Genomic DNA, 24,345 nt, shown 5'->3' with positions numbered 1-24,345 from the left:
CCGCCTCGCCCCGCCCACCGGCGCCGTCCGCACTCCGAGGAGCCCGTCCGATGCCCGACCTGAGCGATGCGACACGCGGCCGTCTGCTCTTCGGCGGCGACTACAACCCGGAGCAGTGGCCCGAGGAGACCTGGCACGAGGACGTACGGCTGATGAAGGCGGCCGGGGTCAATTCCGTCACCCTCGGAGTCTTCTCCTGGTCGACGCTGGAACCGAGCCCGGGGGCACGGGAGTTCGGCTGGCTGGACACGCTGATGGACCTGATGCACGAGAAGGGCATCGGCGTCGTCCTGGCCACTCCGACCTCCTCGCCGCCGCCCTGGATGGGCCGGCTGCACCCCGACACCCTGCCCGTCACCGAGGACGGCCGCACCGAGTGGTGGGGCGGCCGACAGCACTTCTCCCACTCCAGCGCCACCTACCGGCGCCACGCGGCCGCCATCACCGAGGATCTCGCCGCCCGCTACGGCGGCCACCCGGCACTGACGATGTGGCACATCAACAACGAGTACTGCACCGTCGACCACGGCGACGAGGCCGCGGCCGCCTTCCGCCACTGGCTGCGCGCCAGGTACGCCACCCTCGGCGCCCTCAACGAGGCCTGGGGCACCGCGTTCTGGAGCCAGGGGTACGACACCTGGGAGGGCATCCTGCCGCCCCGCCTGCCCCACTACCTGCGCAACCCCGCGCAGGTTCTGGACTTCCGGCGCTTCACCTCCGACATGCTCCTGGAGTGCTTCGCCGCCGAGCGGGACATCGTCCGCCGCCACACCCCGCACCTGCCGGTCACCAGCAACTTCATGCCGCTGTGGATCGGCCAGGACGCCTGGCGCTGGGCCGCGGAGGAGGACGTCGTCTCCGTCGACATCTACCCGGACCCGCGGGACCCGCTGGGCGCCCAGAGCGGCGCGCTCGTCCAGGACATGACCCGCTCCCAGGCGCGCGGGCCGTGGATGCTCATGGAGCAGGCCGCGGGGCCCGTCAACTGGCGGGGTGTGAACCACCCCAAGCCCCGGGGCCTGGGCCGGCTCTGGTCCCTGCAAGCCGTGGCCCGGGGCGCCGACGCCGTCTGCTACTTCCAGTGGAGGCAGTCCCGGCAGGGCGCGGAGAAGTTCCACTCCGGCATGGTCAGCCACGCGGGGGAGGACGGCCGGACCCACCAGGAGATCAAAGCGCTCGGCGCGGAGCTGGCGCGGATCGCCCCCGAGGTGTCCGGCCGGACCCTCACCGCCGACATCGCGGTCCTGCACGACTGGAACTCCTGGTGGGCCGGTGACCAGGACGGACGCCCGTCCGCCCTCGTCGACTACCCGGACATCCTGCGCGCCTGGCACCGCGCCCTCTGGCAGGCGCACCTCACCACCGACTTCGCCCACCCGGAGCACGACCTGACGCCGTACGCGGTGGTCGTCGTGCCGCAGCTGTACGCGCTCACCGACGCGGCGGTCGACAACCTCCTCGCCCACGTCCGCCGGGGCGGCACCCTCGTCTGCGGCTTCCAGACGGGCGTCGCCGACGGCGACGACCGGGTCCGCCCCGGCGGCATGGACGTCCGGCTGCGCGCGCTGTTCGGGATCCGGACCCTGCACGAGTGGTGGCCGTTGGAGGCGGGGGAGAGCGTCGCCTGCGAAGGCTTCGGGGCGTCCCTGTGGTCCGAGGAACTGGAGGCCGACGGCACCGCCGAGGAGAGCGTGCCGTACCAGGGCGGCGAACTCGACGGGCTGCCCGCCGTCCTGCGCAAGGGCCGGGCCTGGTACGTCTCCACGCTCCCGGAGCCGGACGCGCTGCGCGCCCTGCTGGCCCGGATCGCCTGCGGCGCCGGCGTCCGGCCCGTGCTCGACGGCCTCCCCGAGCAGGTCGAGGCCGTCCGCCGCGGTGACGTGCTGTTCGTGCTGAACCACGGCCGCGAGCCGGTGACCGTCGACGTGCCGGGCCGCCACCGCGACCTTCTCACGGGGGAGCCCGTCACCGACCGGGTCACCCTCGGCCGCTACGGCGTGGCGGCACTCCGGCCGTGACCGCGCCGGGCGCCCGGCGCGGTCCGCATTCCCCATTCCCCCCACTCATGGAAGGGACACCATGGTCCACAGCACGATGCGCAAGATCACCATGGCGGTGCTGGCACCGGCGCTGGCGCTCGGCGCCACCGTCGGCCTGGCCTCCGCCCCCGCTTCGGCGGCGGTCTGGAACTCCTGCGACCGGTGGAGCAGCACCACCCTGAACGGCTACACGCTCTACAACAACATCTGGGGCTCCGGCGCCGGCAGCCAGTGCGTCTGGGCCAACTCCGGTACGAACTGGGGCGTCCGCGCCGATCACCCCGACACCGGCGGCATCAAGTCCTACCCGAACTCGACGAAGAGGATCAACAAGACGATCGACGGTCTCGGCCGGCTCACCAGCAGCTACAACGTGAGCGTCCCGTCCTCCGGCGCGTACAACACGTCGTACGACATCTGGGACACCCGCCACCAGTACGAGATCATGCTCTGGGTCAACTACAACGGCGCCGTCGGCCCGATCGGCACCTGGCAGACCAACGTCACGCTCGGCGGCCACAACTGGAACGTCTACAAGGGCACCAACGGGTCGAACCAGGTGTTCTCGTTCCTGCGCACCTCCGACTCCTCCTCCGGCACCGTGGACGTCAAGCCGGTCCTCGGCTGGATCGCGCACACCAAGGGCTGGATGCCCGGCAGCGAGACCATCGGCGACGTCCAGTTCGGCTACGAGATCACCTCGTCGTCCGGCAACCTGGCCTTCACCACGAACAATGTGACCATCAGCGCCGGCTGACCGCACGCCCGAGGGCGGGGCCGGTCCGCGTCCTCCCCGGCGCGGACCGGCCCCGTTCCCGCCGGGGCGGTTCAGGAGCCGGCCCGGGGCGCCGGGACCGGCGCCGGTCCGGTGCTTTCCCGTACGGTCAGTTCGGGTGCGATCAGGAACACCTCATCGGCGCCGCGGCCGTCGAGCTTGGCGACCAGGCGTTCCACGGCCTGCCGGCCCATCTCCTGCGCGGGGATGGAGACCGAGGTCAGCCGCACCGATGCCTGGACGGCCACCTGGTCCGGACAGATCGCGATCACCGACACGTCCTCCGGCACGGCGCGGCCCTGTCGGCGCAGCAGGGCGAGCAGCGGCTCGACCGCCTGCTCGTTCTGCACGACGAACCCGGAGGTGCCCGGTCGCTCGTCGAGGATGCGGGAGAGGGTGACGGCCATCGCGTCGTAGCCGCCCCCGCACGGCCGGTGCAGCATGCGCAGGCCCGATCCGGCGGCCTGCGCGCGGAGTCCGTCGAGCGTGCGCTCGGCGAATCCGGTGTGCCGTTCGTAGACCGAGGGGGCCTCGCCGATGACGGCGATGTCGCGGTGGCCGAGTCCCGCCAGGTGCTCGACGCACAGGGCGCCGGTCGCCTTGAAGTCGAGGTCCACGCAGGTCAGTCCCGAGGTGTCCGCGGGCATCCCGATCAGCACGGACGGCTGGTCGGTGCCGCGCAGCAAGGGCAGTCGCCCGTCGTCGAGTTCCACGTCCATCAGGATCATCGCGTCGGCGAGCCCGCTGCCGGTGACGCGGCGCACGGCGTCGGGGCCCTCCTCGCCGGTCAGCAGCAGCACGTCGTACCCGTGCGTCCGGGCCGTGGTGGCGACCGCGATGGCGATCTCCATCATCACCGGCACGTACATGTCGGTGCGCAGGGGGACCATCAGCGCGATGATGTTCGACCTGCTGCTGGCCAGGGCCCGGGCGCCCGCGTTCGGGTGGTACCCCAGCTCGCGGATGCTCTGCTCCACCCGCATCCGCGTGGTCGTGGCGATGGACCGCTTGCCGCTGAGGACGTAGCTCACCGTGCTCGCCGATACTCCGGCGTGCCGGGCCACCTCGGCGAGGGTTGCCATCCGGTTCTCCCAGCTCTGCGAAACGCTTCGACAGTGCGCAGGTCTCGATGGAGGCATCGATTGCGCGTGAAATGTACGCTGACCCTAACGTCATGACGGGCGCGTGTCCATCTCACTGTCGAAGCGCTTCGACAGCAGGGCTGCGGGCCCTCAGGAGGCCGTGCCGGTGACCGCGCTACCGGACCTCGTCACGCGGTAGGTGGCCGTGGCGCCGCTGTAGAAGTGGAAGACCAGCGTCGCCGGTTCCCCGTCGCGCAGGGACGTCAGGAACTCGGGGGTCAGGGTGATCGCGCCGTTCGGGTAGTCGGGCGAGAAGGCCTTGTTGAACTCCTGGAAGGGGGTCCAGTCGGTCGGTCCCGCGGTGCCGCCGTCGGCGTAGGTGGCGTGCATGGTCGCCAGGTCGTTGCCCCGGTACCGGGTGGGAACCGCGAACGCGCCGGTGGTGCCGGTGGCGTCCGAGACCGTCGGGACGTCGTTGGTGACGATGTCGATGTTCCAGGGCAGGCCGCTGGTGAACCGGGCCTGGAGCGTCGCGTTGACGCCGTAGGCGCGGTCGCCTGCCAGCCGGGTCAGCGCCTTGGCGGTGAGCGTCAGCCGGTCGCCGGAGACCGTGTAGTCCCGCCCGGCCATCAGCCTGGTGCCGCCCTGCCACAGTCCGCGGAAGAAGGTGCCGTTGAGGTGCAGGGTGAGCGACGCGGCCGTGACCGGGGCGGACTTCGGGACGAAGACCTTGTCGAAGGAGGCCGTGCCCGAGCGCGTGGTCCAGCTCGACTTGATCACGGCGAACAGCGCCGGGTCGCGCCACTGGAGGGTGTCGCGGTCCAGATAGGCGAACGGGTCCCACAGGGCGGTGGTGATGCCGTACGTGCGCGCCCGGTGGCCCACGTGCTCGAAGTACTTCAGCGCCTCGCCCCGCTCGACGCGGGCGGGGTGGAAGTGGTCGGGATAGGCGAGCAGGCCGTACTCGCCGAGGTACAGCGGGATGCCCCGGGCGACGAAGGTGCGGTGCAGGGTGGCGAAGTGGTCGTCCAGGTGCTTCTGCGCGACGGCGTCGTACAGGATGCCGCCCGCGACGTTCACGCTGAAGGGGTACCAGCTGTAGAAGTGCACCTGTGCGATGAGCTGACGGTCCTTCAGGCCGGTGATCGAGGCGTACAGGTTGGCCAGGTGGACCGGATCACCGCCGCCGTCCGGCGTGGTCAGGGACAGCATGCGGCGCGCGTTGCCGCCGCCCGAGGAGCGGACCACGGAGTGGAACGCGGTCTGCAGCTCGTTGAGGTAGGAGATCTTCTGGGCGTCCGTCGCGTCGGCGAACCGCGGCTCGTTGATGCCCTCGAAGACCAGCGTGCGCGGGGCGTCGCGGAAGGCCGCGGAGATCTGGGACCAGGTGGATTCGAAGCGGGCCAGCACCCGGTCGTGGTCGCTCGTGATCTTCTCGACCCACCTCCACGAGTCGTGGTGGACGTTGAGCACCACGTAGAGGCCGTCGGCCAGCGCCCAGTCGACGAGCTGCTCGACCCGGGCCATGAAGGCGGGATCGACGGTGTACGGCGCCGTGGCGGACTGGTGGTCCGCCCAGGTCACCGGTATGCGGACGCTGCGGAAGCCCTGTGCGGCGATCTTGTCGAAAGTCGCCTTGGTGGTCTGCCCGTTGCCCCAGGACGACTCGTCCGGGAAGGCGTCCAGGGTGTTGCCCAGGTTCCAGCCGGGCTGCATCCGCGCGACGGCGTCCATGGGGTCGTCGGGCACCCGGACCACCGGTCGCGACGGCTCGCGGTGCGTGGGGGGCGCGGCCGGTGCGGCGCCACCGGTGAGCCCCACCACGGCGACCAGGGCCAACAGGAGGGCGGCCAGGCGGCCCGGGCCCCCGCCGCGCCGCAGCGCGCCGTGCCGTACGTCCTTCATCTGTCGTTCCTTCCGGTCGGTGGGTCGTGAGGAGGCAGGGATGCCCGGTTCAGCCGTCGAGGGGCTCGTAGTCGAACCAGTCGAAGTGGACGGCGCCGTGCGCGGCGTACATGCCGATGACACGGCCGGTGAAACCACCGGCGACCTCGGTCGACAGGTAGCGGCCGTCCAGTGCGGCCAGTGCGGTGAACGCACCCCCGGGGTCCTCGACACCGAGGGACACCACGTCGGGGCCGGCGCACGGACCCTGGGCGTCGGGCGGCGCCGGGGTGATCGTGACGGTGAGGACCAACGGCCCAGCGGGCACGGGCCGCGTGGCCACCACCGTGGACAGGGGGCCGACGCGTGCCAGGACCCGGACCTCCGTGCCGGACGCCTCGATCGCGTAGTGGTGCCGCTCGTCGAGCCGGACGGCGAGGCCGCCGCGCCCCTGCGACGGGTCGGCCAGGACCCGCGCCCGGCAGGCGAGGTGCTGCTGGCGGCGGCCGGTGAACACCACGTCGGGCGCGTCCAGGGAACCGCCCCGCGCGCGCAGGGTGAGCCAGCCGGGGCGCTCCCCGGTCGTGCAGTGGGCGGCGGGCCGGTCGCGCAGGGAGATCCAGGACGGCCGCAGCTCGGCGCACTCGAAGTCGTCCCGCCGCGCTTCGACCGGGCCCGGGCTGAGCGGCCACGGGAGCTCGGGCAGGTCGGGGGAGACGTCGCCGACGACCGGCCAGTCGTCCACCCACGTGACGGGCGTGAGGAAGGTCTCCCGGCCGAGCACGTGCCAGCCCGGCGTGCCGCCGCCCGGCCGGACGCCGAGCAGCACCATCCACCAGGAGCCGTCGGGGCCCTGGACCAGATCGGCGTGCCCGGTGTTCTGTACGGGGTGATCGGTGCCGCGGTGGGTGAGGACCGGGTTCGCCGGGCACGGCTCGAACGGGCCGGCGGGCGTACGGCCGCGGGCGACCGACACCGCGTGGCCGCGCTCGGTGCCGCCCTCGGCGATCAGCAGGTACCAGTACGCGCCGATCCGGTACAGGTGCGGTGCCTCCGGGGCCTTGGCGCCGGGCCGGCCGGACCAGAGCGGCCGCGGTGCACCGTACGTCTGCCCGGTGCCCGCGTCGATGCGGACCTGCGCGACGCCGGCGACGGTGCACCAGCAGGTGCCGTCCTCCTCCCAGACCAGGTCGGGATCGATGCCCGGAACCCCGGGCGCCCGGACCGGGTCCGACCACGGTCCGGCGGGGTCGGTGGCCGTGACGATCAGGTTCCCGCCGCCCTCGCCGCAGTGGGTGACGATCAGGTGGAAACGTCCGTCGTGGTGGCGCAGGGTGGGGGCGTAGATCCCGGCGGAGGAGGGCGTGGCGGCGGGCAGGCGCAGTTGCTCCGGCCGGTCCAGGACGTTGCCGATCTGGGTCCAGTGCACCAGGTCGCGGCTGTGGAAGAGGGGCACACCGGGGAAGTACTCGAAGCTGGAGCAGGCCAGGTAGTAGTCGTCGCCCACCCGGCAGACGCTGGGGTCGGGGTGGAAGCCGGGGATCACGGGGTTGGCGGGGCGGCCGGCGGGCCGGGGCGGAGGGGGCACCCGGTGGGTCCTCTCGTCGATGCGTGGCTGCGTGTGCAAGGGCCTTGCTCTCGGGTCATCGGGGTCATCGGGCCCGTGACGGCCGGGTGGGGTCAGTGCCCGCGCAGCACCGCGCAGCCGCCCGGCGCCAGTTCGTGTGCGAGGGCGCCGGTGAGCAGGTCGTGGGCCGGGCTCGGCAGGGGGACGGTCCCGGGGGTGTGATGGAGCAGGATCCGCCAGTGGCGGCCGTCGGGTGCGTGCCGGGTGACGACCTCGACACCGGCGGGCAGGTCCGGCACCTCCGGCTCGGCGCCCGCCTGCGCCGGCAGGCGCCCGATCAGGGCGGCGTGGTCACCGTCGTCCAGCCGGGTGGAGAGGTACCAGCCCTGGCCGGTGCCGCAGCGGTGCCGGGTGAGGGCGGGGCCGCCCGCGGGCATGCCGTGGGTGCAGGTGGCGACGGTCTGCGCGCCCCCGGTGCGCAGCGGGGGCGCCGGATAGCCGCCGAGCCGGGCGTGCACCCGCTCGTCGACGTATCCGCTCGCGTGCTGGACGAGGAGGGTGCCGCCGCCCTCGACGTAACGGCGCAGGTTCTCGGCGCCCCGGTCGGACAGCAGAAACGAGGACGGCGCGACGACCAGCCGGTAGCCGCCCAACTCGTGCTCGAGACGGGCGAAGTCGGCCGTGACGCCCGCGTCCCACAGCGCCCGGTGCGCGGCCGTGAGCGGCGCGTGGTAGTCGAGCCGGACGGAGGGCAGGCCGTCCGCCTCCAGCGCCCACATGGCGTCCGGATCGTCGAGTAAGGCGACCGGCTCGCTGACCGTAGATCCCGCCAACTCGCCCAGCCAGCCGACCACTTGACCGGTCAGGGTCAGGGCCCCCTCCGAACCGCGCGCGATGTGACCGAGGGTGTGGCGCAGGATCTCGCCGGGCTCCTTGCCGAGCACCTGGTCGCCGTCGTAGACGGGGCTGGTGCCCTGCTCCATCAGCAGCCACGGCCGGCCGCCGGCCAGGGAGCGGGACCGGTCGGCGTAGAACGCGACGTGGGCGCAGGAGCCCGGGCCCGGCAGGGACGGGTACTGGTCGGAGCTGACGACGTCGAGTTCCCGCGCGAAGGCCGCCCCAGAAGCGGTGGAAGTCCACGCTCTGGCCGGGGTTGTGGTGGTACCGCGTCGCGCGCGGCGGCAGCACCTGCTCTCAGGAGGTGTGGCGCTGGCTCCAGAAGGCGGTGCCCCAGGCCTCGTTGAGGGCATCGAGGAGGCCGTGGCGGGCGCGCAGCCATACCCGGAAGGCGGCGGCCGCGTGGTCGCACCAGCCCGGACCGCCAGTGCGTCGGGGTGGGCGAGGTTGAACCCGGCCCGGCGCATGAGCTCGTCGTCCTCCTTCCGGACGGGCTCGTCCCACTGCTCGGGGTTGTGGTCGCCGCCGAAGGCCAGACCGCCGAGGCGGTCGGTGATGCTGCGAGTCGTCATGACGTTCCTCGGGTAGGAGGCTCAGTCGTGCCGTGGCGTGTCGAAGCGCTTCGCTTGCGGTCGCCAAGGTAACGGGGCGGTTTCCTGGGAGGCAAGGGCGCATGCGCCATGAAGGCCTCCTGGGACGGCCTGTGCGCGGTACGTCAGGAGACCCGGATCCGTCGATGCGCTTCAACTTCAGGGGGTGGCGAGGCCGGACCGAGCGGATTGACGCGGAGAGGATGCCGACGCCCGCCCCCAAGGGGCTTCCTGTGAAAACTTCTCATTACATCTTGACGCGGCAGATGTGAGCGCTCACAGTACACGTGGCGTGTTCGCCCGCATCGTCGGCTGGCTACTCAGCACCTACACCTCACCCATTCCTGCACCGCTTATCTGCAGAATTGTTAGCGCTAACACGCCCGCTTTTCCGGGCCATTGTCCGTATGCGGGTGTCCTCGGCGTCCGAATGGAAGGAAGTCGCTATGTCGGTTGGGTTAGCGCACGCCACGAGGTGGCGTCGGCGATGGCGGTCGGGGGTGGCCGCCGCGGCCGCCATGGCGATCGCGGGGTGGCTGCTCACGGTGGCCACGACGCCGGCCGCGGCCGCCGCGGTGGACACCACCGGCTGGTACGTCCTGGTGAACCACAACAGCGGCAAGGCCCTCGACGTCTACAACTCCTCCACCGCCGACGGCGCCGACGTCGTCCAGTGGACCCGTACCAACGCCCCCAACCAGCAGTTCCAGTTCGTGGATTCCGGCGACGGCTACTACCGCCTCAAGGCGCGGCACTCGGGCAAGATGATCGACGTGTCCGGCTGGTCGGCGGCCGACGGTGCCGCCATCCACCAATGGAGCGACCACGGCGGCACCAACCAGCAGTTCCGGCTGGCCGACTCCGACAGCGGCTACGTCCGGCTGATCAACCGCAACAGCAGCAAGGCGGTCGAGGTCCAGAACGCGGCGACCGGCGACGGCGGCAAGGTCGTGCAGTACAGCGACTGGGGCGGCGCCAACCAGCAGTGGCAACTCGTCCGGGTGGACGGGAGCACCGGCTCCGGCCCGTGCGACATCTACGGCGCGGGGGGTACGCCCTGCGTGGCGGCGCACAGCACGACGCGCGCCCTCTACAGCGCCTACAACGGAGACCTGTACCAGGTCAGGCGCTCGGACAACGCGACCCGCAACATCGGCGTACTGACCCCTGGTGGCGTCGCCAACGCGGCGGCCCAGGACTCCTTCTGCGCGAACACCACGTGCGTCATCACGGCCGTGTTCGACCAGTCCGGGCGTGGCAACGACCTGTGGTACCAGGGCTCCAGCGTGGTCCCCGGCTCACCGCAGACCCGCCCGGCCGTGGCGACCACCGAATCGCTGACGGTCGGCGGCAGCAAGGCCTACTCGCTCTACATCAACCCCGGGACCAGCTACTGGCGTGACGGCCACCTGACGGGTGTCCCGACGGGCAGCGCGCCCGAGGGGATGTACATGGTCACCAGCGGTACGCACGTCAACAACGGCTGCTGCTTCGACTACGGCAACAGCGAAACCACCCGCAAGGCCGACGGACCGGGCGCCATGGACGCCATCTACTTCGGGACGAACTGCTGGTTCGGCCGCTGCACCGGAACCGGACCCTGGGTGCAGGCCGACCTCGAATGGGGCCTGTTCCCCGGTGGCGGCAGCACGTGGAACCCCAACCAGCAGGCATTCCCGAGCAAGTTCGTCACGGCGACACTGAAGAACAACGGGACGTCGAGATTCGCGCTCAAGGGCAGCGATGCCCAGGCCCGAAGCCTGACCACCCTCTGGGACGGCGCGCTTCCCAACGAGCCCAACGTATACAGCCCGATGCGGAAGCAGGGCGCCATCGTCCTGGGGAGCGGCGGCGATTGCTGCTCACCCGAGGTCGGCAACATCAACGACAGCGCGGGCACCTTCTACGAGGGCGCCATGGTCGCGGGCTACCCCTCGGACGCGACCGAAAACGCGGTCCAGGCGAATATCGCCGCCGCCGGCTACCGATGAGAATGAGGGCCCCCACCGTGACATTCGCACGTCAGCGGTCGTCGAAACGCGTCCTCGTCCTGGCGATGAGCCTTCTGTGCATGCTGGCGTTCCTTCCGGCCGCCGCCCGGGCGGACAACCCGGTCGTGCAGCACGTCTACACCGCCGACCCGGCGCCGCTGGTCTACAACGGCCGGGTCTACCTGTACACCGGACACGATGAGGACAATGCCGCGCCGACGTCCTTCACCATGCGCGATTGGCGGGTGTCGTCCTCGTCGGACATGGTGAACTGGACCGATCACGGCTCGCCGATGAGCCTGGCGACCTTCAGCTGGGCCGGCTCGGACGCCTGGGCGGGACAGGTCGTCCAGCGCAACGGAAAGTTCTACTGGTACGTGCCGGTGCGCATGTCCAACGGATCGCAGGCCATCGGAGTCGGGGTCTCGGACAGCCCGATCGGGCCGTTCCACGACGCGATCGGCGGTCCACTGATCCAGAACTCCGAAATCGATCCCACCGTCTTCATCGACGACGACGGCCAGGCCTACCTCTATTACGGCAATCCGAATCTGTGGTACGTGCGGCTCAACGCCGACATGGTCTCGTACTCCGGCAGCCCGGCACAGATCCCGCTGACGACCGCGGGGTTCGGCACCCGCACGGGAGACGCGAACCGGCCCACCCTGTACGAGGAAGGCCCGTGGTTCCACAAGCGCAACGGCCTGTACTACATGGTGTTCGCGGCGAAATGCTGCTCCGAGTTCATTGCCTACTCCACCTCGCCCGGCCCGACCGGGCCGTGGACGTATCGCGGCGCCATCATGCCCTCACAGGGCAGCAGCTTCACCAACCACGTCGGCATCATCGACTTCAACGGCGGCTCGTACTTCTTCTACCACAACGGCGCGCTGCCGGGCGGCGGCGGATTCACCCGGTCGGTCGCGGTGGAGAAGTTCAGCTACAACGCCGACGGCACCCTTCCCACGATCAACATGACGACGGCCGGGGCGCCGCAGACCGGCACGCTCGATCCCTATGTCCGCCAGGAAGCCGAGACCATCGCCTGGGGCAGCGGCATCGAAACCGAACCCTCCAGCGAGGGCGGGATGAACGTCAGCTGGATCGAGAACGGCGACTACATCAAGGTCAAGGGCGCGGCGTTCGGCGCCGGAGCCGGCTCGTTCACGGCCAGGACGGCCTCGAACACCAGCGGCGGCCGCATCGAGCTGCACCTGGACAGTCCCACCGGGCCGACGGTCGGGACGTGCGCCGCGGCGGGCACCGGAGGCTGGCAGAACTGGAGCACGGTCTCGTGCCCCGTCACCGGCGCCACCGGGACGCACGATCTGTACCTGCGCTTCGCCGGTGGCAGCGGGTTCCTGTTCAACGTCAACTGGTGGCAGTTCTCCGGCAGTCAGGCCGCCTTCTCGTCGACCGCCGTCGCACAGCACAGCGGGTACTGCCTGGACGACCCGGACCAGAGCACCGCCGACGGCGCCCAGTACCGGCAGTACGCCTGCGGCGCCGGTGAGGAACAGCGGTTCGACTTCCGCCCGGTGACAGGGGCGGCGGACACCTACTCCCTGGTGAACCGCCACAGCGGCAAGTGCCTCGACGTCCGCGGCGTCTCCACCGCCGACGGCGCGGCGGTCCACCAGTGGACCTGCCACGGCGGCACGAGCCAGCAGTTCACGCTGCGGCAGGCCGCCGCCAACGACTACCAGCTCGTCGCGGTGCACAGCGGCAAGTGCGTGGACGTCAGCGGTATCTCCACCGCCGCCGGAGCACTGGTCCACCAGTGGACCTGTGACCCCGCCAGTGCCCTGGCCACCAAGAAGAACCAGGTCTGGCGCCTGTCCGGCAAGAGCTGAACCACCCCGGGGGCGGCCTGGGCAGGCAACCAGTCGCCCGCCCAGCCCGCCCCGGGCCACCGCCTCCTTCCCCCGCACCCGTCCTCCCTCACGGACCATGGAGCCCGCCATGCCGACCCACCCCTTCAGCCGCCGCGCCGTGATCAAGGCGACCGGCGCCGCGGCCGTGGCCGCTGCCGCCGGACCCGCCCTCGGTTCCCCGCCGGCCTCCGCCGCCGCGGCGCAGACGCCCCCGCTCAGGTCCGACGTCGGAGTGTCGACGCTCCCGTTCGACCTGGGCCAGGTCCGGCTCACCGGCAGCCGGTGGCTCGACAATCAGAACCGCACCCTGGCCTACCTCCGCTTCGTCGACGTCGACCGCCTCCTGTACAACTTCCGCTCCAACCACCGCCTTTCCACCAACGCCGCGGCTCCGAGCGGAGGCTGGGACGACCCGGCGTTCCCCTTCCGCACCCACGTGCAGGGCCACTTCCTCACGGCGTGGGCGCAGGCCTACGCCGCGGTCGGGGACACCAGCTGCCGGGACAAGGCCGAACGCATGGTGGCCGAGCTCGCCAAGTGCCAGGCCAACAACGCCACCGCGGGGTTCTCGGCCGGCTACCTGTCGGGCTTTCCCGAGAAGGACTTCACCGGTCTCGAAGCGGGGACGCTGAACAACGGCAACGTTCCCTACTACTGCGTCCACAAGACCATGGCCGGTCTGCTCGACGTGTGGCGCCTCATCGGCAGCACCCAGGCGCGCGACGTGCTCCTCGCGCTCGCCGGCTGGGTCGACCGGCGCACCGCACCGCTCAGCCGCGCCACCATGCAGGCCTGCCTGGGCGTCGAGTTCGGCGGCATGAACGAGGTGCTCGCGGACCTCTACCAGCAGACCGGCGACGCCCGCTGGCTGACCACCGCCCAGCGGTTCGACCACGCCGCGGTCTTCGATCCGCTCGCCGCGAACCAGGACCGGCTGGACGGCCTGCACGCCAACACCCAGGTGCCCAAGTGGATCGGCGCCGTCCGCACGTACAAGGCCACCGGGACGACCCGCTACCGCGACATCGCCGCCAACGCCTGGACGATCACCACCACGGCCCACACCTACGCCATCGGCGGCAACAGCCAGGCGGAGCACTTCCGGGCCCCGAACGCCCTCGCCGGCCACCTCGTCCAGGACACCTGCGAGCTCTGCAACTCCTACAACATGCTGAAGCTGACCCGCGAGTTGTGGCAGCTGGCCCCCGACCGGGCGGCCTACTTCGACTTCTACGAGAAGACGCTGATCAACCATGTCGTCGGCGCCCAGAACCCGGCCGACCCGCACGGCCACGTCACCTACTTCACCCCCCTCAACCCGGGCGGCCGCCGGGGCGTGGGACCGGCGTGGGGCGGCGGCACCTGGAGCACCGACTACGGCACGTTCTGGTGCTGCCAGGGGACGGGCATCGAGTCACACACCAAGCTGATGGACTCCGTCTACTTCCACGACGGCACCACGCTCACCGTGAACCTCTTCCTCCCCTCCGTCCTGGACTGGACCCAGCGGGGCATCACGGTGACCCAGACCACCGCGTACCCGGCCGACGACACCACGACGCTCAAGGTCACCGGCAGCGTCGGCGGGACCTGGTCCCTGCGCATCCGCATCCCCGGATGGACCTCGCGCGCCGTCGTCAGCGTCAACGGCGTCGCCCAGAGCGTCACGGCCGACCCGGGCACCTACGCCACCCTCACCCGCTCCTGGGCCTCGGGCGACACCGTCACCGTGAAGCTCCCCATGCGCGTGGCCCTCCAGCCCGCCAACGACAACCCCGGCGTCGCGGCGGTCACCTACGGCCCCGCCGTCCTCGCCGGCAACTACGGCAGCGCCGCACTGTCCGCCCTGCCGGCCCTGGACCCGTCCTCGGTCACCCGGACCAGTGGCACCGCCCTCGCCTTCACGGCCACCGCCAACGGCACGAAGGTCGATCTGGGCCCGTTCCACGACGCCCAGGGCTTCAACTACACCGTGTACTGGCGGACCGACAGCGCCGGCTTCCGGCTCGTCAACGCGGCCAGCGGACTCGTCCTCGGCATCCGGGACATGTCCACCGCCGACGGGGCCCTCGCCCTCCAGTGGAGCGACTCCGGCACCGCCGACCACAACTGGGTCCTGGTCGCCGACGGCGGCGCGCTGCGGCTGCGCAACCTCAACAGCGGCAAGGTCCTCGGCGTGCGGGACATGTCGACCGCCGACAACGCGCCGGTCCTCCAGTGGTCCGACACCGGCACCGCCGACCACCGGTGGACCGTCGTCGACGCGGGCAACGGCTACCACGCGCTGCGCAACGTCCACACCGGCAAGCTGCTCGGCATCGCGGGCGGCTCCACCGCGAACGGCGCCGCCGCCGTACAGGTCCCCGACACCGGCGCCGCCTCCGGCCAGTGGCAGTTCGTCCCCGACGGCGCCCGGCGCATCCAGAACGTCGCCAGCGGCAAGGTCCTCGGCGTGCGGGACATGTCCACGGCCGACGGAGGCCTCGCCGTCCAGTGGGACGACAACGGCACCGCCGACCACCTCTGGACGGCGGTGGTCGACACCGGCGGGTGGCTGCGCCTGCGCAACTCCCACAGCGGCAAGGTCCTCGCCGTGGAGAACGGCGCCACCACCAACGGCGCCCGCGTCGTGCAGTGGGCGGACAACGGCGCCGCCGACCACCGGTGGCGCCTGCGTCACGGCGGCGGCGACACCTTCAGGATCCAGTGCGCCGACGGCGGCCGCGTCCTCGGTGTCGCCGGTGCCTCCACCGCCGCGGGAGCCCAGGGCGTCCTGTGGGACGACAACGGCACCGGCGACCACCTCTGGCGCTTCATCTGACCGGGCGCCGTGCCCCCTGAGGGGCACGGACCGACCGCGGCCACCGGATCACAGGCCCTGTGCCAGCCGGTGGTACGCCTGGTTCCACCGCAGGTCGCGCCGGAACTGCTTCGGGGTGGTGCTCCCGTCGATGAGGAGCAGTTCCAGGCGCAGCATCTCCGCCAGGTCGTCGAGGTGGTCGGAGGTGAGGGCCGTGCTGAGGACGGTGTGGTGCGGCCCGCCCGCCGTCAGCCAGGACTCCGTGGACGTCCGCAGGTCGGGGTGCGGCCGCCAGACCGCGCGGGCGACGGGCAGGGCCGGCAGCGGGTGCGGGGGCGCCACCACGTCGATGTCGTTGGCGACCAGCCGGAACCGGTCGCCGAGGTCGGCGAGGCCGACCACCACGGCCGGGCCGGGGGCGGCGTCGAACACCAGGCGCACCGGGTCCTCGCGGCCGCCGATGCCGAGGGGGTGGATCTCGCAGCTGGGCCGGGCGGACGCGAGGGTGGGGCAGACCTCCAGCATGTGCGCGCCGAGGATCAGTTCGCTGCCGGGCGTCAGGTCGTAGGTGTAGTCCTCCATGAAGGAGGTGCCGCCGGGCAGGCCGGCCGCGGCGACCTTGAGGGCGCGCAGCAGCACGGCGGTCTTCCAGTCGCCCTCACCGCCGAAACCGTACCCCTGGGACATGAGCCGCTGGACCGCGAGGCCCGGGAGCTGGCGCAGGCCGCCCAGGTCCTCGAAGTTGGTGGTGAAGGCCCGGAAGCCGCCCGCCTCCAGGAAGGTGCGCAGACCGGCCTCGATGCGGGCCGCGTAGCGCAGCGCGTCGTGCCGCTCGCCTCCGGCGCGCAGCTCCGGCGCCAGCTGGTAGGAGTCCTCGTACTCCTTGACGAGGGCCGTCACCTCGGTCTCGTCCGCGCCGTCGACGACCTCCACCAGGTCGTTGACGCCGTAGGTGTTGACGGAGACGCCGAACCGCAGCTGGGCCTCGACCTTGTCGCCCTCGGTGACGGCGACGTCGCGCATGTTGTCGCCGAAGCGGGCGACCTTGAGGGCGGCCAGTTCGGACCGTGCGGCGGCCGCCCGCGCCCAGACCGCGACGCGCGCGGTCGTCACCGGATCGGTGACGTGGCCCGCCACGGTCTTGCGGGGCACGCCGAGCCGGGCCTGGATGTGCCCGAACTCCCGGTCACCGTGGGCGGCTTGGTTGAGGTTCATGAAGTCCATGTCGATGGTGTCCCAGGGCAGGGCCACGTTCGACTGGGTGTGGAGGTGGAGCAACGGCTTGCGCAGCGCGTCGAGTCCGGCGATCCACATCTTGGCGGGGGAGAAGGTGTGCATCCAGGCGATGACGCCGACGCACCGGTCGTCGGCGTTCGCGTCGAGGCAGATCCGGCGGATCGCGTCGGCCTCGGTCAGTACGGGCTTCCACACCACGCGTGCGGGCAGCCCGGGGGCTTCGGCCAGCGTGCCGGCGATCCGCCGCGACTGGTCGGCGACCTGCTGCAGCGTCTCCTCCCCGTAGAGGCCTTGGCTGCCGGTGAGGAACCAGATCTCCCGGGTGGGCAGGGTGGGGCTGGACACATGGACTCCTGAAGGTCGGATCCCGCGACGGCCGTGAGGCGGCGGGCGGTTGGGGCGGCGGGGACGAATGGCGGGGCGCGTTCAGCCCGCGGTGCGGGCCGCGTCGCGCACGGCGCGCAGGCGGTGCAGCAGACCGCCGTCGGCGAAGTGGTCGTGCAGGAGCCGGTATTCGGCGAAGAGGGCGTCGTACGCATCGGCCCGCGAGGCGTCGGGCCGGTACACGGCGGCGCCCCGGCGGCCCATGGCCGCGGTGGCCGTGCGGACGTCGGCGTGGGCTCCGGCGGCTACGGCGGCGTGGATGGCCGACCCGAGCGCGGGGCCCTGTTCGGACGCGGCGAGGAAGACGGGGCGGCGCAGCACGTCGGCGTAGATCTGCATCAGCAGCTCGTTCTTGGCGAGTCCGCCGGCCACGATGAACTCGTGGACCGGCACCCCGCCGCTCTCCAGGGTCTCCACGATGACGCGGGTGCCGAACGCGGTGGCTTCGATCAGCGCGCGGTAGAGGTCCTCGGGGCGGGTCGCGAGGGTGAGGCCGACGACGACCCCGGAGAGGTGGTGGTCGACGAGGACCGAACGGTTGCCGTTCAGCCAGTCGAGTGCGACCAGCCCGTGTCCGCCGACGGGCCGGCCGGCGGCCTTGCGGGTCAGCAGGGCGTGCAGGTCCTCGCCGTGCTCGGCGGCCTCGGCAAGGTAGTCCGCCGGAACGCCCTGGTCCAGTACCCAGGCGAAGATGTCGCCGACGGCGCTCTGGCCGGCCTCGTAGCCGTAGGTTCCCTCGACGATGCCGCCGGCCACGACGCCGCAGATGCCGGGAACGTCGGCGAGGACCGGGGCGTTCACGACGTGGCAGGTGGAGGTGCCCATGATGGCGAGCAGCTGCCCGTCCTCGACGGCCTGGGCCGCCGCCGCGGTGACGTGGGCGTCGACGTTGCCCGCGGCCACGGCGATGCCCGGGCGCAGCCCCGTCCAGGCGGCCGCCTCGGCGGTGAGCGAACCCACGCGCGAGCCCAGGGCGGAGAGCGGGAACGCGAGGCGCGTGTGCGCGAAGTCGGCGAACGCCGGGTTCAGCGCGGCCAGGTACTCCTCGCTCGGGTAGGCGCCGTCCTGGTGGATGCCCTTGTATCCGGCGGTGCAGGCGTTGCGGGACTCGGTGCCGGTGAGCTGCCACACGATCCAGTCGGCGGCCTCGATCCACCGCGCGCAGGTGTCGTAGACGAGCGGGTCCTCCTCCAGTACCTGGAGGGCCTTCGCGAACTGCCACTCGGCGGAGATCCGGCCGCCGTAGCGGGCGATCCACTTCTCGCCGCGCGCGTGGGCGAGTTCGTTGATGCGGTCGGCGTGCGACTGGGCCGCGTGGTGCTTCCACAGCTTGGGCCAGGCGTGCGGCCGTCCGGCGAGCTCCGTCTCGGCGAGGGGAGTCCCGTCGGCCAGCGCGGGCAGGACGGTGCACGCGGTGAAGTCGGTGGCGATGCCGATCACGTCGGCCGGATCGATCCCGGCCGCCGACACGGCGTCCGGGACGGCGTGACGCAGGACGTCCCGCCAGTCCTCGGGGTGCTGCAGGGCCCAGTCCGGGGGCAGCTGCGCACCGCTGCCGGGCAGCTGCCGGTCGATGACGCCGTGCCGGTAGGGGTGGACCGCCGCGGCCAGTTCCTCACCGTCGCGCACCCGCACCACCACGGCGCGGCCCGACAGCGTGCCGAAGTCGACGCCGACCGTGTACTGCTCCGAGGGCTCGGAGGGCGGGGTGGGCGCGAGGGGGCGGGGTGACGTCAACGGAGTGCCTTTCGAAGGAGCCGCGGGGTGCCGGACGGGCCGACGGGCGGAGGCGGTCGCCGCCCCGTGATCCTGGGGCCGACCGGGGGTCCACCGTATTGTGAGCGCTAACAATGGCGTGAGGCAAGGGGTGCGGGCCGGTCGCCTCCCGCCGCCTCTCCCGCGGCGGCTTTCGTATACGTCGCACAACCGGGGTCGGGTGCCGGTCGGCGCGACGCAGGGGGAGGTCCGGCGGGGCGCGCGGGTGGGCGAACGGCGAGGGGCCGGGCCCGGTCCCGGCCACGCTCGACGCGGTAACAGACAGGTAACGCGCGCAAGGGGGTTGAGAACCAGGCTTGTTAGCGCTCACAATGCGACGGCGCCCCCTCCACAGGGGACCGAAACCCACCTCCCGTGGATCCCCACCCGAACTCCGGCGGCTCCGCGGCGACGCGACACGGCACGGCACGGCACGACACGGCACCGCACGGCACGACATGGCTCAGCGCGGCACGGCACACCACGGCGACACGACGGGATGCGATACGTCCCGTCACGCCGTGGAACGCCACGCCGCGCCGCCCCGCACCCCCCCCGGCACGCCACGCCGGGGCGTGACACCGCCCGGCACCCGGGCCCCGCGCCACCACCCCTTCCGCACACCCCGAAAGGACACCCGACATGGCTCGCAGAGCAGTTCTCGTCCTCACCGCCACCCTCCTCGCCTCCTCCGCGCTGACCGCGTGCTCGACCGAGGGCCCCGCCTCCGGCTCCTCCCCGTCGGCCAAGGCGGGCGGCCACGGCCCGATCACGCTGGGCTTCGCCCAGGTCGGCGCGGAGAGCGGCTGGCGCACCGCCAACACCAAGTCCGTCCAGGACGCGGCGAAGAAGGCCGGGATCACCCTCAAGTTCTCCGACGCGCAGCAGAAGCAGGAGAACCAGATCAAGGCGATCCGCACCTTCATCCAGCAGAAGGTGGACGTCATCGCCTTCTCGCCGGTCGTGGAGTCCGGCTGGGACACCGTGCTGAAGGAGGCGAAGGACGCGGGCATCCCGGTCATCCTCACCGACCGCGCCGTCGACACCAAGGACACCTCCCTCTACAAGTCCTTCCTGGGCTCCGACTTCGTCAAGGAGGGCAAGTCCGCGGGCGAATGGCTGACCGGCGCCTACGCCAACCAGCAGGGCCCGGTCAACATCGTCGAGCTCCAGGGCACCACGGGCTCCGCCCCCGCGAACGACCGCAAGGCCGGCTTCGCCGACGCCATCCGCGCCGACGGCAAGTTCAAGATCGTCGCTTCGCAGACGGGCGACTTCACCCGCGCCAAGGGCAAGGAGGTCATGCAGGCCTTCCTGAAGTCCCAGAAGGACATCGACGTCCTCTACGCCCACAACGACGACATGGCCCTCGGCGCCATCCAGGCCATCGAGGAGTCCGGCAAGAAGCCCGGGACGGACATCAAGGTGATCTCGGTGGACGGGGTCAAGGACGCCTTCGTCGCGATGACCGAGGGCAAGATCAACGTCGTCGTGGAGTGCAACCCGCTGCTCGGCGACCAGCTCATGGAGCTGGCCAAGAAGGTCGCGGCGGGGGAGAGCGTGCCGGCCCGCGTCGAGACCCAGGAAGGCGTCTTCACCCAGGACAAGGCCGCCGCCGCGCTGCCGACCCGGAACTACTGACACGGCAGGTTCCGGCGCCGGAGGAGGCCCGCCCAGGTGCCTCCCTCCGCCCTCCGGAGCCCGCACCACCACCCCACCCACGAGAGGAGGGCGGATGGCATCCCCGTCCACCCCGCGGCCCGCGGACGCCGACGGCCCGCGGCCGGTCCTGGAAGCCCAGGGCATCCGCAAGCAGTTCCCGGGCGTGCTCGCCCTCGACGGAGTCGCGCTGCGGCTCTTCCCCGGCGAGGTGCACGCCCTGATGGGCGAGAACGGCGCCGGGAAGTCCACCTTGATCAAGGTGCTCACCGGCGTCCACCCCGCCGACGGCGGCACCCTCCTCGTCGACGGCCGGCCCCAGGCCTTCGCCGACCCGCTCCAGGCGCAGCAGGCCGGCATCAGCACCGTCTACCAGGAGGTCAACCTCTGCGCGAACATCTCGGTCGCGGAGAACATCCTCATCGGACGCGAACCGCGCCGGTTCGGCCTCGTCCACTGGTCCGCCGCGCGCCGCCGGGCGGCGGAGCTGCTGACGGAACTCGACCTCGACCTGGACGTCACCAGCCTGCTCGGCTCGCACTCCCTCGCGGTGCAGCAACTGGTCGCCATCATCCGGGCGGTGGACGTCTCGGCGAAGGTGCTCGTACTGGACGAACCCACCTCCAGCCTGGACCGCGAGGAGGTCGCCCAGCTCTTCACCCTGGTGAGGCGCCTGCGCGACCGCGGGGTGGCCATCCTCTTCGTCACGCACTTCCTGGACCAGGTGTTCGACCTCTGCGACCGGGTCACCGTCCTGCGCAACGGCCGCCTGGAAGGCGAGTACCCCATCGGCGAACTCACGCCGGTGACGCTCGTACAGCGCATGATCGGCGGCGAACTGGCCACCCTCGACCAGCTGTCGGACCGCGCCCGCGCCACCGCGGTCGAACGGGCGGACGGCGAGCCGTTCCTGCGGGCCCGCCAACTGACCCGCACCGGCTCGATCGAACCGTACGACCTCGACATCCACGCCGGCGAGGTCATCGGACTGGCCGGCCTGCTGGGATCGGGGCGCACCGAAGTCGCGCGCCTCCTGTTCGGCGCGGACAGCGCCGACGCCGGAGACGTCAGCATCGAGGGCAGGAAGGTCCTCCTGCGCACCCCCCGGCACGCCATCGCCCGGGGCATCGCCTTCTGCTCCGAGAACCGCAAGTCCGAGGGACTGGTGGGCGAGCTCACGGTCCGCGAGAACATCGTCCTCGCCCTCCAGGCCGCCCGCGGCTGGACCCGGCCGCTGGCCCGCGCCACCCAGGACGAACTGGCGCGGCACTGGATCGAGGCCCTGGACATCCGCCCCACCGACCCGGAGGCGCAGGTGCGCCACCTCAGCGGCGGCAACCAGCAGAAGGTCCTCCTCGCGCGGTGGCTGCTGACCGAGCCCCGGCTCCTGATCCTCGACGAACCCACCCGCGGCATCGACATCGGGGCCAAGGCGGAGATCCAGAAGCTCGTGGCCCGGCTGGCCGCCGAAGGCACCGCCGTGCTGTTCATCTCGGCGGAACTCGAAGAGGTCCTGCGGCTGAGCCACCGCATCGCCGTGCTCCGCGACCACCGCATGGTGGCCACCCTCACCAATGACGACGGCGTCACCCCCGAACGCCTCCTCACGACCATCGCCACGGGAGCGGACTCATGACCACCCAGCCCGCCAGGACCACGGCGCGCGGCGGAATCGGGAGGCGACTGGCCGGCCACCGCCTGCTGTGGCCCGCGCTCATCCTGCTCGCCCTGCTCCTCGGCAACCTCGCGTTCCACCACGACTTCTTCGCCGTCCGCGTACGCGACGGGCACCTCTACGGCAGCCTCGTCGACATCCTCCAGTTCGGCGCGCCCCTGACCCTGGTGGCGCTCGGCATGACCCTCGTCATCGCCACCCGGGGCATCGACCTCTCGGTGGGCTCCACCGTCGCCATCGCCGGCGCCCTCGCCTGCGGCCACCTCTCCACCGCCGCGCACCCCGGCAGCGTCACCACCGTCATGACGGCCGTCGCCCTCGCGCTCGGCGTCGCCCTCGTCCTGGGGCTGGCCAACGGCTTCCTGGTGTCGGGGCTCGGCGTGCAGCCCATCGTGGCCACCCTGATCCTCATGGTGGCGGGCCGCGGCGTGGCCCAGCTGATCACCGACGGCCAGATCGTCACGGTGACCAGCGCCCCCTACAAGATGATCGGCGGCGGCTACTGGCTGACCTTCCCCTTCGCCGTCCTGCTGGCCGCCGTCCTCGTCGCGCTCACCGCCTTCGTCACCCGCCGCAGCGCGCTGGGCATGCTGATCGAGTCCGTGGGCGGCAACCCGGCCGCCAGCCGCCTCGTCGGCATCCGCGCCGGCGGCCTGCTCGCCCTGGTCTACGTCTTCAGCGCGCTGTGCGCAGCCGTCGCCGGGCTGATGATCAGCTCCAACGTCTCCAGCGCCGACGGCAACAACGCGGGACTGTGGATCGAACTCGACGCCATCCTCGCCGTCGTCGTCGGAGGCACCGCCCTGACCGGCGGCCGCTTCTCCCTCGGGGGCACCGTCCTCGGGGCCCTGATCATCCAGACCCTGTCCACCACGGTCTACACCCTCGGCGTCCCGCCCGAGACCACCCTCGTCTTCAAGGCCTTCGTCGTCATCGTCGTCTGCCTCGTACAGTCCCCGGTCTTCCGGGCCAAGGCCCTGCGCCGCCGCCGGACGACCACCGACCGGTCCCACACCACGGCGGGCGCCGCCCCGCAGCAGCAGGAGGTACGCGCATGAGCACCGGCATCGCGAGCGCCGCCGCGCATCTCACGCGCCCCTTCGCGGCCGTGTCCCCGCGTACCCGCACCCGGATCCCCCTGATCGTCACCGCCGTCCTGCTGGTCGTCATGTTCGGCGTCGGATCGGTGCGCTACGAGGGCTTCCTCTCCACGCAGGTCGTCCTCAACCTGCTGATCGACAACGGCTTCCTGCTGGTCGTCGCGGTCGGCGCGACCTTCGTCATCCTCACCGGCGGCATCGACCTGTCCGTCGGCTCCATGGTGGCCCTGTCGACCATGATCACGGCCTGGCTGGTCGAGTCGCACGGCTGGCCCCTGGTCACGGTCGTCCCCCTGGTCCTGCTGGTCGGCGCCACCAGCGGGGCGCTCATGGGCTGGATCATCCACACCTTCGAGATCCAGCCGTTCATCGTCACCCTGGCCGGCATGTTCCTGGCCCGCGGGCTCTGCTACACCATCAGCACCGAATCCATCACCATCAACGACCCCACCACGACCGCCATCGCGCAGACCCGGTTGTACGGCCCCGGGGGACTGTTCGTCTCCATCCCGGTGGTCATCGCCCTGGCCGTGCTGCTGGCCGCCTTCGTCGTCCTGCACCACACGCGCTTCGGCCGCACCGTGTACGCGCTGGGCGGCAACGAGTCCTCGGCGCGCCTGATGGGCCTCCCGGCGGGCTCCACCAAGATCGCGGTGTACGCCGTCAGCGGTCTGTGCTCCGCACTCGGCGGCCTGCTGCTGACCTTCTACATGCTCTCCGGCTACGCCCTCCACGCGATGGGCATGGAACTCGACGCGATCGCCGCCACCGTGATCGGCGGCACCCTGCTGACCGGCGGATCCGGCTTCGTCCTGGGCACCGCTCTCGGCGTGCTCGTCCTCGGCACGATCCAGACCGTCGTCAACTTCCAGGGCACGCTCAGCTCCTGGTGGACCCGGATCGTCATCGGCGCCCTGCTGCTCGTGTTCATCGTCCTCCAGCGCCTGATGAGCGGACGCCGCCCCGCCGCCGACTGAACTCCGGGCCCTCCCGCGCCCGTCAGCCCGTACCACCGCGTCCGCGTGCCGCCGCGCCCC

16 protein-coding genes are annotated in these 24,345 nt (G+C 71.7%); 9 read left to right on the top strand and 7 right to left on the bottom strand.

What is annotated here, in order from left to right; genetic code table 11:
- The first annotated feature begins 50 nt into the window (after nucleotides 1-50).
- Together AC0693_RS16725 and AC0693_RS16720 are read left to right on the top strand one after the other, a co-directional pair.
- Entirely contained in the window at nucleotides 51-2,018 is a 1,968-nt protein-coding gene (locus AC0693_RS16725) for a beta-galactosidase (protein ID WP_478740253.1), read from the top strand.
- 61 nt (nucleotides 2,019-2,079) lie between these two features.
- Nucleotides 2,080-2,796, top strand: a complete 717-nt coding sequence (locus AC0693_RS16720; RefSeq protein ID WP_478740254.1) for a glycoside hydrolase family 12 protein — start codon at nucleotides 2,080-2,082, stop codon at nucleotides 2,794-2,796.
- A gap of 71 nt (nucleotides 2,797-2,867) precedes the next feature.
- Here the strand turns inward: AC0693_RS16720 and AC0693_RS16715 are convergent, their stop codons facing one another.
- From AC0693_RS16715 to AC0693_RS16695, 5 genes are all read right to left on the bottom strand, one after another.
- The gene (locus AC0693_RS16715) at nucleotides 2,868-3,896 is read right to left on the bottom strand and encodes a LacI family DNA-binding transcriptional regulator (RefSeq protein WP_478802203.1); all 1,029 of its coding nucleotides are present in this window, start codon (nucleotides 3,894-3,896) and stop codon (nucleotides 2,868-2,870) included.
- Nucleotides 3,897-4,046: 150 nt separating this feature from the next.
- Entirely contained in the window at nucleotides 4,047-5,801 is a 1,755-nt protein-coding gene (locus AC0693_RS16710; protein ID WP_478802202.1) for a cellulase family glycosylhydrolase, read from the bottom strand.
- 49 nt (nucleotides 5,802-5,850) lie between these two features.
- On the bottom strand, nucleotides 5,851-7,368 hold the full coding sequence (locus tag AC0693_RS16705; RefSeq protein WP_478802201.1) for a glycoside hydrolase family 43 protein: 1,518 nt from the start codon (nucleotides 7,366-7,368) through the stop codon (nucleotides 5,851-5,853).
- 92 nt (nucleotides 7,369-7,460) lie between these two features.
- Nucleotides 7,461-8,597 (bottom strand): beta-galactosidase, encoded by a 1,137-nt coding sequence (locus AC0693_RS16700; protein ID WP_478802200.1) that lies wholly within the window; start codon nucleotides 8,595-8,597, stop codon nucleotides 7,461-7,463.
- Nucleotides 8,542-8,919 (bottom strand): beta-galactosidase, encoded by a 378-nt coding sequence (locus AC0693_RS16695; protein WP_478802199.1) that lies wholly within the window; start codon nucleotides 8,917-8,919, stop codon nucleotides 8,542-8,544. The genes AC0693_RS16700 and AC0693_RS16695 overlap by 56 nt, the downstream gene beginning before the upstream one ends.
- A gap of 433 nt (nucleotides 8,920-9,352) precedes the next feature.
- Here AC0693_RS16695 and AC0693_RS16690 point away from each other — a divergent pair, with 433 nt between their 5' ends.
- The 3 genes from AC0693_RS16690 to AC0693_RS16680 all read left to right on the top strand — a co-directional run bounded on the left by AC0693_RS16690 (nucleotide 9,353) and on the right by AC0693_RS16680 (nucleotide 15,520).
- Nucleotides 9,353-10,825, top strand: coding sequence for an arabinofuranosidase catalytic domain-containing protein (locus AC0693_RS16690; protein ID WP_478802253.1), 1,473 nt, complete (start codon nucleotides 9,353-9,355; stop codon nucleotides 10,823-10,825).
- Between the two features lie 17 nt (nucleotides 10,826-10,842).
- The gene (locus AC0693_RS16685) at nucleotides 10,843-12,678 is read left to right on the top strand and encodes an RICIN domain-containing protein (RefSeq protein WP_478802198.1); all 1,836 of its coding nucleotides are present in this window, start codon (nucleotides 10,843-10,845) and stop codon (nucleotides 12,676-12,678) included.
- A 109-nt stretch (nucleotides 12,679-12,787) separates the two neighbouring features.
- The gene (locus AC0693_RS16680; RefSeq protein ID WP_478802197.1) at nucleotides 12,788-15,520 is read left to right on the top strand and encodes a beta-L-arabinofuranosidase domain-containing protein; all 2,733 of its coding nucleotides are present in this window, start codon (nucleotides 12,788-12,790) and stop codon (nucleotides 15,518-15,520) included.
- 48 nt (nucleotides 15,521-15,568) lie between these two features.
- Here the strand turns inward: AC0693_RS16680 and araA are convergent, their stop codons facing one another.
- On the bottom strand, nucleotides 15,569-17,080 hold the full coding sequence (araA, locus tag AC0693_RS16675) for an L-arabinose isomerase (protein WP_478802196.1): 1,512 nt from the start codon (nucleotides 17,078-17,080) through the stop codon (nucleotides 15,569-15,571).
- A gap of 81 nt (nucleotides 17,081-17,161) precedes the next feature.
- Nucleotides 17,162-18,856, bottom strand: a complete 1,695-nt coding sequence (gene araB / locus AC0693_RS16670; protein WP_478802195.1) for a ribulokinase — start codon at nucleotides 18,854-18,856, stop codon at nucleotides 17,162-17,164.
- A gap of 660 nt (nucleotides 18,857-19,516) precedes the next feature.
- Between araB and AC0693_RS16665 the strand changes: the two genes are divergently transcribed.
- The 4 genes from AC0693_RS16665 to yjfF all read left to right on the top strand — a co-directional run bounded on the left by AC0693_RS16665 (nucleotide 19,517) and on the right by yjfF (nucleotide 24,285).
- Nucleotides 19,517-20,515, top strand: a complete 999-nt coding sequence (locus AC0693_RS16665) for an ABC transporter substrate-binding protein (protein ID WP_356406973.1) — start codon at nucleotides 19,517-19,519, stop codon at nucleotides 20,513-20,515.
- A 94-nt stretch (nucleotides 20,516-20,609) separates the two neighbouring features.
- Nucleotides 20,610-22,169: a sugar ABC transporter ATP-binding protein gene (locus AC0693_RS16660; RefSeq protein ID WP_478802194.1), complete on the top strand. Its 1,560-nt coding sequence runs from the start codon at nucleotides 20,610-20,612 to the stop codon at nucleotides 22,167-22,169.
- On the top strand, nucleotides 22,166-23,266 hold the full coding sequence (locus tag AC0693_RS16655; protein WP_356406968.1) for an ABC transporter permease: 1,101 nt from the start codon (nucleotides 22,166-22,168) through the stop codon (nucleotides 23,264-23,266). Before AC0693_RS16660 ends, AC0693_RS16655 begins: the two co-directional genes overlap by 4 nt.
- The gene (gene yjfF, locus AC0693_RS16650) at nucleotides 23,263-24,285 is read left to right on the top strand and encodes a galactofuranose ABC transporter, permease protein YjfF (RefSeq protein ID WP_356406965.1); all 1,023 of its coding nucleotides are present in this window, start codon (nucleotides 23,263-23,265) and stop codon (nucleotides 24,283-24,285) included. Before AC0693_RS16655 ends, yjfF begins: the two co-directional genes overlap by 4 nt.
- The last annotated feature ends 60 nt before the right edge of the window (nucleotides 24,286-24,345 follow it).

This window comes from Streptomyces sp. NPDC043876, assembly GCF_056435825.1.
Note: the sequence above shows the minus strand (reverse complement) of the source record. Positions and strands in the feature narration are given on the sequence as shown.

Bases quoted from the DNA above. Each gene is read 5' to 3' on its own strand.
- AC0693_RS16725 (WP_478740253.1), top strand. From the start codon at position 51: ATGCCCGACCTGAGCGATGCGACACGCGGCCGTCTGCTCTTCGGCGGC.
- AC0693_RS16720 (WP_478740254.1), top strand. From the start codon at position 2,080: ATGGTCCACAGCACGATGCGCAAGATCACCATGGCGGTGCTGGCACCG.
- AC0693_RS16715 (WP_478802203.1), bottom strand. From the start codon at position 3,896: ATGGCAACCCTCGCCGAGGTGGCCCGGCACGCCGGAGTATCGGCGAGC.
- AC0693_RS16710 (WP_478802202.1), bottom strand. From the start codon at position 5,801: ATGAAGGACGTACGGCACGGCGCGCTGCGGCGCGGCGGGGGCCCGGGC.
- AC0693_RS16700 (WP_478802200.1), bottom strand. From the start codon at position 8,597: ATGCCCTCAACGAGGCCTGGGGCACCGCCTTCTGGAGCCAGCGCCACA.
- AC0693_RS16695 (WP_478802199.1), bottom strand. From the start codon at position 8,919: ATGCGCCCTTGCCTCCCAGGAAACCGCCCCGTTACCTTGGCGACCGCA.
- AC0693_RS16690 (WP_478802253.1), top strand. From the start codon at position 9,353: ATGGCGATCGCGGGGTGGCTGCTCACGGTGGCCACGACGCCGGCCGCG.
- AC0693_RS16680 (WP_478802197.1), top strand. From the start codon at position 12,788: ATGCCGACCCACCCCTTCAGCCGCCGCGCCGTGATCAAGGCGACCGGC.
- AC0693_RS16665 (WP_356406973.1), top strand. From the start codon at position 19,517: ATGGCTCGCAGAGCAGTTCTCGTCCTCACCGCCACCCTCCTCGCCTCC.
- AC0693_RS16660 (WP_478802194.1), top strand. From the start codon at position 20,610: ATGGCATCCCCGTCCACCCCGCGGCCCGCGGACGCCGACGGCCCGCGG.
- AC0693_RS16655 (WP_356406968.1), top strand. From the start codon at position 22,166: ATGACCACCCAGCCCGCCAGGACCACGGCGCGCGGCGGAATCGGGAGG.
- yjfF (WP_356406965.1), top strand. From the start codon at position 23,263: ATGAGCACCGGCATCGCGAGCGCCGCCGCGCATCTCACGCGCCCCTTC.